General features: G+C 66.6%; 9 protein-coding genes and 1 pseudogene. 6 read left to right on the top strand and 4 right to left on the bottom strand.

The window, feature by feature from the left end; translation table 11 throughout:
* Window positions 1-81 precede the first annotated feature (81 nt).
* On the top strand, window positions 82-3,093 hold the full coding sequence (locus ABT313_RS00805) for a glycoside hydrolase family 2 TIM barrel-domain containing protein (protein WP_350847212.1): 3,012 nt from the start codon (window positions 82-84) through the stop codon (window positions 3,091-3,093).
* Window positions 3,094-3,113: 20 nt separating this feature from the next.
* Window positions 3,114-5,207 (top strand): glycoside hydrolase family 36 protein, encoded by a 2,094-nt coding sequence (locus tag ABT313_RS00810; protein WP_350847214.1) that lies wholly within the window; start codon window positions 3,114-3,116, stop codon window positions 5,205-5,207.
* Window positions 5,208-5,324: 117 nt separating this feature from the next.
* Here the strand turns inward: ABT313_RS00810 and ABT313_RS00815 are convergent.
* Window positions 5,325-5,735 (bottom strand): annotated as a pseudogene (locus tag ABT313_RS00815) (aldo/keto reductase); the annotation flags it as partial.
* A 953-nt stretch (window positions 5,736-6,688) separates the two neighbouring features.
* On the opposite strand from ABT313_RS00815, the gene ABT313_RS00820 reads away from it, so the two are divergent.
* Entirely contained in the window at window positions 6,689-7,555 is an 867-nt protein-coding gene (locus tag ABT313_RS00820) for a nitroreductase/quinone reductase family protein (protein WP_350849820.1), read from the top strand.
* Between the two features lie 81 nt (window positions 7,556-7,636).
* On the opposite strand, the gene ABT313_RS00825 is transcribed toward ABT313_RS00820, so the two are convergent.
* On the bottom strand, window positions 7,637-8,443 hold the full coding sequence (locus ABT313_RS00825; RefSeq protein ID WP_350847216.1) for a GNAT family N-acetyltransferase: 807 nt from the start codon (window positions 8,441-8,443) through the stop codon (window positions 7,637-7,639).
* A 110-nt stretch (window positions 8,444-8,553) separates the two neighbouring features.
* On the opposite strand from ABT313_RS00825, the gene ABT313_RS00830 reads away from it, so the two are divergent.
* The 3 genes from ABT313_RS00830 to ABT313_RS00840 are packed head-to-tail and all read left to right on the top strand — an operon-like array spanning window position 8,554 to window position 10,886.
* Window positions 8,554-9,312 carry an ABC transporter ATP-binding protein gene (locus tag ABT313_RS00830; protein ID WP_350847218.1) on the top strand — a complete coding sequence of 253 codons (759 nt, stop codon included), beginning with the start codon at window positions 8,554-8,556 and terminating at the stop codon, window positions 9,310-9,312.
* Window positions 9,309-10,067 (top strand): ABC transporter permease, encoded by a 759-nt coding sequence (locus ABT313_RS00835; RefSeq protein WP_350847220.1) that lies wholly within the window; start codon window positions 9,309-9,311, stop codon window positions 10,065-10,067. The genes ABT313_RS00830 and ABT313_RS00835 overlap by 4 nt, the downstream gene beginning before the upstream one ends.
* A gap of 15 nt (window positions 10,068-10,082) precedes the next feature.
* The gene (locus ABT313_RS00840; RefSeq protein ID WP_350847222.1) at window positions 10,083-10,886 is read left to right on the top strand and encodes a helix-turn-helix domain-containing protein; all 804 of its coding nucleotides are present in this window, start codon (window positions 10,083-10,085) and stop codon (window positions 10,884-10,886) included.
* 137 nt (window positions 10,887-11,023) lie between these two features.
* Here ABT313_RS00840 and ABT313_RS00845 read toward each other — a convergent pair whose 3' ends face one another.
* Entirely contained in the window at window positions 11,024-11,728 is a 705-nt protein-coding gene (locus ABT313_RS00845) for a DUF899 domain-containing protein (RefSeq protein ID WP_350847224.1), read from the bottom strand.
* Window positions 11,729-11,810: 82 nt separating this feature from the next.
* A complete protein-coding gene (locus tag ABT313_RS00850) occupies window positions 11,811-12,413 on the bottom strand; it encodes a DUF5134 domain-containing protein (RefSeq protein ID WP_350847226.1) in 603 nt (200 codons plus the stop codon).
* Window positions 12,414-12,682: the final 269 nt, after the last annotated feature.

The following is a 12,682-nucleotide window of genomic DNA, read 5'->3' on the forward strand; positions in this document are numbered from 1 at the left end:
GCGCGGTGGAGCTGTAGCAGCGCCGCGTCCGCCCTCGACTCGTCACCGATCTCAGCACCGACAAGAGAGTTCTTCACGCCGATGACCAAGGATCATGAACGAATCGTCCCGCCCGAAGGTGTGCTCGCGCCGCGGTACCGGGTGACGGAACCCGGCAGTCTCGCCGGAGCGCGGCGAAGCCTCGACGGCAGCTGGCGGTTCAAGCTCTTCCCGACGGCCGACACGGGAACTGCCCGCGACTCACCGGGCGAGGGATGGGACGAGATCCGGGTACCGGGTCACTGGCAACTGGCCGGGGCTCCTGGCGAGTGGCCCTACGGCAAACCGGCCTACACGAACATCCTGTACCCGATCCCTCTGCTGCCTCCGTCGGTTCCCGTGGAGAACCCGACGGGCGAGTACCGCCGTGCCTTCACGGTTCCCGAGGAATGGCTCCGGTCGGGGCGCGTGGTGCTGCGTTTCGAGGGCGTCGACTCGTGGTTCGAGGTGGCGGTGAACGGAGTCGTGCTGGCCCGGTCGCACGGCTCGCGGCTTCCGTCCGAGGTGGATGTGACGAGCACCGTCGTCGAGGGTGAGAACCTGCTCGCGGTTCGCGTGACCCAGTGGTCGGCGACGACCTACATCGAAGACCAGGACATGTGGTGGTTGTCGGGCATCTTCCGGGGCGTGAGCCTCGAGCACCGACCGACGGGTGGGATCGGCCACGTCCGCGTGTCGGCCGACTATGACCACCGGACGGGACGCGGAACGCTCTGCGTCTCGGTAGAGGGACACGACGGGCTGGCCCACTCGGACGCAACCGTACGGATCCCCGAGCTCGCGATCAGCGAGGTAGCCGGCGTGCCGGCCACGGCCCCGGTGATCCCATGGAGTGCAGAGAACCCACGGCTCTACGACCTCGAGGTCGTGACCGCCGCCGAGACGGTCTCGCTCCGCGTGGGGTTTCGCACGATTCACATCGACGGTGGCGTGCTGAAGCTCAACGGGTCACCGGTCAAGTTCTACGGCGTCAATCGCCATGAGTTTCACCCCACTCGGGGCCGGGCGCTGACGTCCGACGACATGCTCGCCGATGTCCTCCTCATGAAAAGGCATCACATCAACGCGGTGCGGACCAGTCACTACCCTCCGCACCCGCGGTTTCTCGAGCTGTGCGACGAGTACGGTCTCTATGTCATCGACGAAGGAGACCTCGAGACGCACGGGTTCGTCTTCGAGGGCTGGCGCGGCAACCCGACCGCGGACCCCCGGTGGGAGCCGGTGCTCGTGGACAGGGTGCAGCGGATGGTGCGACGGGACGCCCACCATCCGTCTGTCGTCGTGTGGTCGCTGGGCAACGAGGCGGACCGGGGATGCAACGTGGAGCCGATGTTCGCGGAGATCCGCTCCCTCGACCCGACGCGCCCCGAGCACTACGAAGCCGACAAGACGTTCGAATTCACCGACGTCTACTCACGGATGTACGTCGACTTCGACGAGCTCGAGCTGATCGCTCGACGCGTCGACGGCCCCAAGCCCGCGGACGGGCCGGTGCCCACAGCGGAGATCCACGCACGGCGCATGGATCTTCCGTTCATGCTGTGCGAGTACGCGCACTCGATGGGCAACGGCCCAGGAGGGCTCACCGACTACGTCGACATCTTCGATGGCTTCGACCGTGTCGCCGGCGGCTTCGTCTGGGAATGGATGGACCAAGCGATCCTGGTAAGAGACGAGTCCCGCGAGTACTTCGCCTACGGTGGCGACTTCGGTGAGGAGCTGCACGACGGCCTGTTCGTCGCCGATGGGCTGATGTTCCCTGACCGCACCCCTTCTCCCGGCGCATCCGAGCTCGCCGCGGTGTACGCACCGATCTCGATCCGGGAAACGCGGCAGGGCGTGCTGAGCGTGCGGAACCGCTACGCATTCACTGCCACGGACCATGTCGACGCACGGTGGCAGGTGGTGGCCGCAGGAGAGGTGGTGGCGTCGGGCCTGGTCGACCTTCCCGTGCTCGCTCCGGGCGACATGACTGAGGTCGATGCCGCTACGCTGCTCGCCGCCGTGACGCTCCCCGCCGACACCAGCGCGTGGCTCGTCGTCGAGGCGACGTTCCGCGACGACGCCAGACCTGCCTGGGCCGAGCCGTCCCACTGTCTCGGTCGTGGGCAGACGATGATGCGCGCAACCCCGATACCGCAGCACCCGCAGGGACCGGTGCGCGTCACCGATGACGGCTGGAAGGTCGGCCCCCTTGTCATCGACCGTTCGGGGCGACTCGTGTCCATCGGCGCCACGCCGGTGTCGGTGGCCAGAATCGACGCCTGGCGAGCACCTACTGACAACGATTCGGGTGACTGCTTCGGGTCGCACCCCTTCTCGGACGCCGCCACCTGGGAGCGGGCGGGACTCAGTCGCCTGCACGAGTCCGTGGTAAGGGTGGTGGCGGAGGACGACGTGCTCACGGTCTCCTCGTGTGCGGCGGGCGCGGGTCGCACCCAGAGGTTCGCCGTCGAGTATGCCTTCCGCGCAGTGGACGACGAGACCGCTGACATCGACATCCGGATCACCCCCGAGGGCATCTGGCCCGGAACGCTCGCCCGTATCGGGTGGCTGCTCGCCCTCGAACAGCCCGACGCCGGTGCTGTCTCGATCGACTGGGTGGGGCAGGGCCCCGGGGAGAACTATCCGGACTCGCGCCGAGCCGCACGCTTCGGCCGCTGGACCCAAACCGTCGGTCAGTGGCAGACGCCCTACGTCCACCCTCAGGAGAACGGGGCTCGCCAGGGCGTTGAGCGGGCGACATTCGCGCTCCGGACCGGGCGGCTGGAGATCGCAGCGGCAGAAATCACCGTTGGCGGCCGACCCGTAGAAGGCGTCACCCTCACGGCACGGCCCTGGAGTGACCACGCGCTGGCTGCAGCGGCCCACACCAGCGACCTGGTCCCGGACGACGTGCTCTGGATCCATGTCGACGCCGCCGTCCACGGGCTCGGCAGCGCGGTGCTCGGCCCCAGACCCGTGGCCGAAGCCACCCTGTGGCCGACGCCCGCCACGCTCCGGCTGCGAGTGACAAGCCATCCGGCCGCCGGGCAGCTCGTCGACGGTGCGTGACGCAGATGAAAGGAACAACTATGGAGGTCCTCAAGGACTACGTCCTCGGTGACACGATCGCCCGTTATGTGAGGAGCGGTCCGGACGGGCCAGTCGGGCTGGTGCTGATGCCTGCCGCCACGGTGGCACAGGCCGCCGAGAGGTCGTTCACCGTCGAATCGCTCGTGCAGATCAAGATCGTTGGCGATTCGTACCCCGGCGGATCCGCCGGCCGCTCGCTGCGCAACGGCGAGACCGTCGGGACCCTCAGGTTCGAGTCACAGCGCACCGAGGAGGAGGCCGACGGCGGTGTCGCGGTCGTGACCACGCTCCGCACCCACCAGGACTGCCTCGTCGAGCACTACTTGCACTGGCAGGCGGGCGGCACGACGCTGGACTCCTTCGTCTCAGTCCGCAACGAGGGCTCCGCCCCAGTGACGCTGGAGCTGCTCTCGTCGTTCTCGCTCACCGGTCTGACGCCGTTCGGCGAGGACGACACGCCAGGCGAACTCGTCCTGCACAGGCTCCGCAGCGCCTGGTCGGGTGAGGGACGCCTGGCGTCCGACCACGTCGAGAACCTGGCCCTGGAGCCGGCTTGGGCCGGCTGGGATCGGTGCCTTCGCTTCGGACAGGTCGGGTCGTGGCCGGTCCACGGGTTCTTCCCGATGGCGATCGTCGAGGACACCCGCGCAAGCGTGTGCTGGGGCGCGCAGATCGCGCACCCGGCGTCGTGGCAGATCGAACTTGGTCGACTGGACTCCGCACTCAACCTTTCCGGGGGGATCGCGGACCGCGAGCTCGGCCACTGGACGAAGACGCTCGCCGGCGGGGAAGAGGTCCGAACCCCGGTCGCATACCTGACGGTCACACAGGGTGGTGTGGACGACGCCGCCCACCGCCTGACGGCGCGGCATCAGCGCCTCCTCGACGTACCGGCGGTGGAAGAGGACTTGCCCGTCATCTTCAACGAGTACTGCACCACCTGGGGCTCGCCGTCGCCTGCCAGCCTTCGCGCGATCGCCGACCGTCTCGCGGGAAAGGGCATCCAGTACCTGGTGATCGACAGCGGCTGGTACAAGGCCGAAGGCACTGAGTGGTTCAACGGGCACGGCGACTGGGAGCTCGACCGTCGGACTTTCCCCGACGGGCTCTCAGAGACGCTCGACCGTGTTCGATCGGCCGGAATGATCCCCGGGATCTGGTTCGAGTTCGAGACCGTCGGCTCCCGGGCCACGGCATTCACTCTCACCGACCACCTGCTCAAACGTGACGGCGTCCCCGTGACAGCCGGAGGCCGGCGCTTCTGGGACTTCCGCGACCCATTCGTGATCGCGTTCCTCAAGGAGCGGGTGATCGACTTCCTCAAGGACAACGGTTTCGGCTACCTCAAGGTCGACTACAACAACAGCATCGGCATCGGGTGCGACGGAGCGGAGTCGCTCGGCGAGGGGCTGCGACAGCAGATGGCCGCCGTTCACGACTTCTTCCGGCTCATCCGGCAGGAGATGCCAGACCTTGTGATCGAGAACTGCGCATCGGGTGGTCACCGGCTGGAACCGTCCATGCTGGCTCTGACCAGCATGTCGTCCTTCTCGGACGCCCACGAGTGCGCAGAGATCCCGATCATCGCCGCCAACGTGCAGCGCGCGATGCTCCCACGGCAGAACCAGATCTGGGCGGTGCTGCGCGCAGATGACGCGCCGCAGCGTCTCGTGTACTCGCTCGCCGCCACGATGCTCGGACGGATGTGCCTGTCGGGCGACATCCACGAGCTGACCGAGGAGCAGTGGACCCTGGTTTCCAGGGCGATCTCGTTCTACCGGTCAGCGGCGCCAGTGATCAAGAACGGCCGCAGCGACAGGTTCGGGCCCAAGGTGGCGAGCTATCGCCGCCCCGAAGGGTGGCAGGCGGTTCGGAGGCTGTCCGACGACGGCAGCCAGATCCTGCTCGTCGCCCACCGGTTCGGAGTCGCCGATGCGACTCGGATCGAGGTTCCGCTGCCGCCCGGGCAGTATGCAGTCAGCGACATCTACTCCCAAGAGAACTTGGCCGTCGAGATCACCGATGGGCACCTCACGGTCGACCTCGATGAACCCTTCTCCGGCGCCGCACTGATGCTCGCCCAGGTCAGGTGACGTGCAGCGGCGTCGTCGATCAGGGCAAGACGTGGCCCGCGCGCGGAACAGCTCGTACCACTCCGGCCGCGTGAGCGCCACGTCGCTGCCCGCGGCCGCTGCGGTGACGCGCGTCGGCGTCGTCGTGCCCAGGACCACCTGCCACTTCGCGGGGTGTCGCAGGATCCACGCGGTAGCGATCGCCTCGGGAGCGACGTCGTACTGCACGCCGAGGCGGTCGATGACGGCGTTGAGCTCGGGGTAGCGGTCCGAGCCGAGGAACGGCCCGTCGAAGAAGCCCGCCTGGAACGGCGACCATGCCTGGAGCGCGATGTCGGAGAGGCGGCAGTAGTCGACGAGGCCGTTGTCGCGATCGATCGACTGGTCGAGGCCGTTCATGTCGAGAGCGTCACGCCCCCGCTGTTGGAGTGACCTACACCTTGCGCACACCCCATCGGGCGCAATGCTCGGCAGGGCGCTCTGGTTCGAGCTTCTGCGACAAGACAAGCGAGCAGTCCGAGCCGATCTGATCGACATCAGCAAGTTCATGCTCCGCCACTGGCGAACGGATCGGCGAGACACTCGCCGTCACCTGGCGGGACCTGAACTGGCAGACCGCGGAGATCGACTGCAGTCACCAGGTTCAGCGAGTCAAAACAAAGGACTTGTACGGCGACGACCGAAATCAGCCACAGGAGATCGAATCCTCGGACTGCCGGCGTGGGCGGTCGAGATGCTCGCCGGCCGATCGGCAGCCAGCGACGGCGTGAACTCGGCGCCGCACTGCGCGCTCACGACCCGATCCCGGCATGGGCGAATGCCAGACGATGTGACTCGCCGAGCGCTTCCGGCTCGATATCGGCCACCTTGCCACGTCGGTTTCCAGAACGGGTCGACCTCCACCGGTCGTGGATATGGCAGCGACACGAACACCATCCCCCGTGGCGGTGCTCGTCTCTCCAAGCTCACCGGCATGGCAGTCACCCCAGGACAGCACACCTCTTTACGCACCTCAATCAGCGCGAGAGGATGATGGCCGATGACAACTTATGCGCAACAAGTAGACGCGGAATCCGTTACCTGTAAGGGATCCCGAGCACCATTGAGCAACGCTGATCAACCTCAGTTGGAATTCAGCGGGTTCGGGGTTCGAGTCCCTGGCGGCGCACAACAGCCCAGGTCACGAGAGTGTCCTGGGCTTCTTCATTTCTGCGGGTCACCACTTACTCACCTCTTGCCTCGGCAGCGGTCGCCGCGTCTTCGATCCCACGCCCTTCGCGTCCGCCATGCGAGTCTTCATCTGACCGTGACTGTGCGTCACATCACATCGCTTCGTGGCCAACTTCTGGGCTTCACCAGAGCCACGGCCAGGACTTCACTGCGAAGGTCCCAGATATCCAAGCCGCGCTCGCGACACAGGTCGACGTCGACTGTGTGCTTGACGGCGAGCCGAGACGGTGCGGCTGGTACCTGCGCGATCGGCAACGCTGGTCGTCTTCGACGTGCTCGCGGTCGAGAGCGTCGACGTACGTCCGATGCGTTGGACAGCCCGTCGCCCTCGGCTGGAATCGCTGGACGCAGGCTGGGTGCCACCGCTGCAACTGTCCCCCGTGACCGGAGACCCGTCCGAAGCCCGCGACTGGTTGCAGGCGTTCATAGCCACCGGAGGCGAAGGACTCGTGGTGAAGGGCGCGTCGAGCAGGTATGAGCCTGGCCGGCGCGAGTGGCGGAAGGTGAAGGAACGTCGGCGCAGTCACTGGATCGCTGCGTCGTCCGGAAGTCCTCTTGGTGGGACGCTACCGCGGCAAGGACCTCGAGATTGTCGGTCGGATGGTGCAACTGAAGGACGACCAGGCCGTCGCGATAGGTCCGCACCGGTTCGATGTCATGACAGCAGCAGAGATTCACGACAGCCAGTCGACTGGGTCCGCGAACACATCGCGTCGTACACCGCCTCCGACGGCGGTCACGGCCACATGTTGCAGGGGCGACCAACCCTCCTCATGATCACGCACGGGCGTCGCAGTGGGCTCTCCCGACGCACTGGCGCGACCTACCTGCCCACAGTCGGCGGCTACCTCGTTGTCGACAGCAACGGAGGATGCGACGACACCCCCGCGTGGTCACTCAACCTCGCCGCAGACGCCCGGGCGCGGCTGCAGGTCGGCTCGGGACAGCGCGACGCGCGAGCGCGCTTCCTGCACGGTGCCGAGCGAGCGGAGGCATCGCGCCGGCTGGTCGACTTCGCCCCCGTACGCCGAACTCCAGACCAGCATCGAACGGGCGATCAACGTGACCGCCCTCGACCCCACATCTCATCTCACACCACAGCCGATCCCGGCGGCCAAGAGTTACATCGAGCGTTGTGAAAGACGACCGTCCCGCAGGCGTGGGAGCGCGTCGACGGCGACGATCAGAAGCCTGACCTGATCTTCAGAAACGCAACCAAATCAAGGAAGTCGCCAGATCTGCGGTGTGCGGTCCGTCAGGATCTCGAACCCCTGCCGCAGCATGTTGGCCAGCGAGGGGTTGTGGCCGCCCGGCTCGGGCTTGAACGAGCCGGTGGTGACCAGGTCGCAGCCTTGGGCGAAGGCGTCGGCGATCCGGCGGGTGAGCAGCGCGGACTGCGCGCCTCTCCCCCGGTACTCCGGCCGGGTCGCGCCGCTGCGCAGCCGGCCGACACCGTCGACGACGTGCAGCGAGGCGGTGCCGACCATCGTGTCACCGTCCCAGGCGGCGTACGCCGTCATGCCCGGCCAGTCAGGGTAGGCCGCGAGCATGGTCCGGAAACCGTCGTCGTCCATCCGGTACGCGTCCACTTGCAGCTGCGCCCACTGGTCGGCGTGCCGCGACCCGATCTGCTCGATGTGGAAGTCGGTAACTGCCTGCTCGACCGGTTCGGCGCGACGTACGACCTGGACGTCGGTCGGACCGGGCGTGATTCCGTACGACGTCGCGATCTCGTCCCAGTCCGATGGCAGGAGACTCGGCGCGATGTGCAGCTTGGCCGTCGTACACCCCGCCGCCTTGAAATAGTCCAGGACCTCGCCGATCACCGCCGAGGTCACCGGCCCATCCAGTCCGAAACCGGCCGCCTGGGACCAGAACGACAAGGTGTCCCGCGGTGCCGCCACCGCGACCACCGAACCGAAGCGGCGCCGCGTCATCCCCAGCACAGCCGAGCCGGGACCGGAGTCGTGCCCAAGACTCCAGACCAACTCAGCCTCGGCCCGTTCGACCCGCTCGATCAGCTCCACCCCGCCATCATCCCAGGGGCACGATGTCCGGTGCTTCCAGGCGGACCTTGTCTTCGCCTGCCGACGTTCGCTTGACCTTGACGTAGGGTCAACCCTCCATCCTGGTCGTCATGGATACACAGGTGGCGATTCGGCTTCAGGGGCTGCGGAAGTCCTACGGGAAACAGGAGGTACTGCGCGGGGTGGATTTCGACGTGGCGCCGGGCAGTATCTTCGCGCTGCTCGGGTCCAACGGGGCGGGTAAGACGACGACGATCAGGATCCTCGCCACACTGCTGACGGCGGACGCGGGTACGGCGGCCGTCAACGGGTTCGACGTCGCGACGCAGGCTGCCGACGTTCGGAGGTCGATCAGCCTGACCGGACAGTTCGCCGCGGTCGACGAGATCCTCAGCGGCCGGGAGAACCTCGTGCTGGTGGCCAAGTTGCGGCACCTAGACAACCCCGGCGCAGTCGCGGACGACCTGCTGAGGCGGTTCTCGCTGACGGACGCGGCCACGCGCAAGGTATCGACGTACTCCGGCGGTATGCGCCGTCGCTTGGACATCGCGATGAGCCTGATCGGGGACTCGCCGGTGATCTTCCTCGACGAACCGACCGCGGGCCTCGACCCGGAGGCCCGGATCGAGGTGTGGCAGATGGTCAAGGAACTCGCCGGGTCCGGTACGACGGTGCTGCTCACCACGCAGTACCTCGACGAGGCCGAGCAGCTCGCCGACCGGATCGCGATCCTGCACCAGGGCCGGATCATCGCCAACGGCACGCTCGCCGAGCTCAAGCAGCTCTTCCCACCCGCCCAGGTCGAGTACGTCGAGAAGCAGCCGACGCTCGAGGAGATCTTCCTGGCCATCATTGGAGACCGTCGATGAGCACCTACTTCTTCAGCGACACCACCGCCCTGACGGTGCGGACCCTGCGGCACATCACCCGCAGCCTCGACACCATCATCACGACCGTGCTCACCCCGGTCGCACTGATGCTGATGTTCGTCTACGTGTTCGGCGGGGCGATCTCCACCGGGACGAAGTACATCAACTTCATGCTGCCCGGCATCCTGCTCATCACGATCGCGTCCGGCATCTCCTACACCGCGTTTCGGCTTTTCATGGATCTGAAGAGCGGGATCCTCGAGCGCTTCCAGTCGATGCCGATCGCCCGGTCGGGCCTGCTCTGGGCACATGTCGTCACCTCCATGGTCGCCAACCTGATCGCGCTGGTGATCGTCGTCGGCGTCGCCCTGCTGATGGGGTTCCGCTCGAGCGCGGGCGTCCTGGCCTGGCTCGCGGTGACCGGCATCCTGCTCCTGTCCACGCTGGCGTTGACCTGGCTCGCGGTGATCCCCGGACTCACCGCCGGTTCGGTGGAGAGCGCGGGCGCCTTCGCGTACCCGCTGATCTTCCTGCCGTTCGTGAGCTCGGCGTTCGTGCCCACCCAGACCATGCCAGGCCCGGTGCGGTGGTTCGCCGAGAACCAGCCGGTGACCTCCATCGTCGACACGATCCGCGCCCTGTTCGCCGAGCAACCGGTCGGCAACGACATCTGGGCGGCGTTGGCCTGGTGCGTCGGCGTACTCGTCGTGGCGTACGCGCTGGCAATGGTCGCCTATCGTCGCAGGTCCGCCTGAGGCAGGCTTGGGTTCATGCTCACCATCAGCCAACTGGCGACGTACGCCGGAGTGACGGTGCGGGCCGTGCGGCACTACCACAAGATCGGGCTGCTGCCGGAGCCCGAACGCGACCGCTCCGGGTACCGGTCGTACGACTCGGCCGCCGTCGTGCGGCTGATCCGAATCCACACGCTGGCCGATGCCGGCGTACCGCTGGCCCGGGTCCAGGAGCTCCTCGACGCGCAACCGGACGAGTTCGAGGACGGCGTACGGGCGATCGACAAACAGCTGCGCGCGGAGATCCGTCGGATGCAGGTCAGCCGCGAGCGGCTCGCCAGACTCGCGGCCGGCGACCACCTCGCGCTCCCACACAGCGTGGTGGACTACCTCGACCGGCTGCGCGGTCACGGCGTCAGCGAGCGCTACATCGAGATGGAGCGCGACGCCTGGATCATGATCGCGGCCCAGGTGCCGGACGTGATCGACACTGTGATCGCCGCGAAGCACCAGCAGTTCGAGGATCCCGACACGCGGAAGCTGTACAGCCTGGTGAGCGAGGCGGTCGACAACCGGGGCGACGAGGCGCTGCTCCACGAGATCGCCGACATCCTGGAACGCCTCTACCTCCGTGCGTACGAAGCCGGCCAGCTCGGTGACGAGCCCTTCGACGACGGCCTCGTCCAACTCCTGGACGCAGTCATGCTCGAATCCGCACCCGAAGCAGCCCGCCTGCTCGCGATCATGGAACACCGCGGCTGGAAGGGCTGGACCCGAATCGAGAAGGTGGCCCCGCCGGGTACCAACGGGACCACGATTCAAAGTCTACTGACCTACTAGACTTTCGATGCCGTGTCTCAATGGCCGGACATGCGCCGCAGAGTCAGTGGCGTTGGCCGGTGCGGTGGCGGGGATGAACCCAGCCAGAAGTGGGACCGTGGCGGGGCGCGGCGGCTTGGCGGCGCGCCCCGCCGGTGTCATGCCCCGTAAGCGTCGTGGAGGCTGAATTCAGTGACGTGGGCCTGCCGGCCAAGAGGGGTCAGGTCCAGGTAGTGATAAGTGGTGACCAGCACGTCGATCCCGCGCTCGTAGGCGGAGTACGTATGGTAAACATCGTCACCGTCGCGCAGGAACACACTGACTCCCTGCCACTCCCCGCTGGCGTACCAGGGAGTGCCCTTCTCGACCAGCGTGGCCTTGTCCTTGTAGTTGTACTCGACCGGCGCGACGGCCTCGTCGGTGGTGACGTGGAAGTCGTAGTTGAAGTCACTACCGAACGAGGAGTACCACGGAACGGTCCACCCCATCCGATCCTTGAACGGCGTGAGCCTGTCCAGCGGTGCTCGGGAGACGAGCGCGACCGTGGTGTTCAGGGCATGCAGGTGCTCCTCGTGGCTGATGTTGTCCACGAGCAGCGAGCAGCTGTTATGACCTTCGGTGTCGTCGGGAGAGAACATGAAGTGGTAGGTGATCAGTTGCCTGCGGCCCTCGAACGCCTCGAGCAAGCTCGTCTTTCCTTCGGGACCCTCCAGCAGGTAGTCCTTGTCCAGCTTCACCATCGGCAGTTCGCGGCGATGAGCGCTGAGTGTGTCCTGCTGGAGAGTTACCTGCTTCTCTTCCGCGAGCAGCGCCTTGCGGGCCGTCAGCCACTCGTCCCGGGATACGATCTTCGGCAGATCCATGGTCTGTGCTTCTCCTTGATGTCGAACTCTTGGAACCGGAGCGCCGGCCGGCACTCCCGATCGGGAACTGGTGGGACTTCGGTCAGGCCATCGCCAGAATCAGCACTCCTGCACCGAAACTCATTGCGGCATGTCCGGCCGCAGACGGCAGGTGACGGACGGACCGGGAGGTGCGAACCGTCCTGCCGGCCCGGACGAGCAGCACGACCGTGACGACGAGGCAGTAGGCGGCCAGCGCGGCGAGGCCGGGCGCGATGCCGCCAGTTGGAGTGGTCCCAGGGTCCATCTCCATGGCATGCCCGTCCGTCTGCATCCCCGGCATCTCCGCGCCGGCCGGCATCGGCATCGGCATCGGCATCGGCATGACGACCATCCACACCATCAGGGCCGCCATCAACGCATGATGAATGTTGCTGATCGCAACTTTGAACCGCCGTGCGCGGGCCGCCGACACGGCGAACCAGATCGTTGCCGTACCCAACAGAGCCACCTGCGGCACGGATGCTGGCGGGAGGCCTTCGGGCCAGGCCATCGGAATCATCACGAGACACATCACCGCGTGCAGCAACGGCGAGACCTTCGCGGTGAGGTCGCCCGCGCCACTGATGGCCTGGTATACGAACCATCCGCCTGAGCAGGCGAACGCCAAGGTCAGGCACCAGCTGGCGAAAGAGGGTAGAAGCACCGTCGACTCCGTTACTCTCAACGGGTAGGCAACGATCCGGCAGGCGAAGACGATGCCGTCACGACCGGTCGTGCACCCGATGTTGCGTCCGGCACTCATTTCCATGCCGCTCACCTGTATAGACGGGAGGCGGAGCGCGAAATCATCGCTCGATCCCGACCAGGCCCCATCCAGCAGTTCGCCGTACGCCCCGGTCCGTGTAGCCGCCTGTCCCCGGCCACTGTGTCCTCGAGAATTCCTCGTCGGGCGATGAATCCGGACTGTCCGGG

Origin of the sequence: Kribbella sp. NPDC000426 (assembly GCF_040300265.1) — a bacterium.
GTDB lineage: Bacteria > Actinomycetota > Actinomycetes > Propionibacteriales > Kribbellaceae > Kribbella.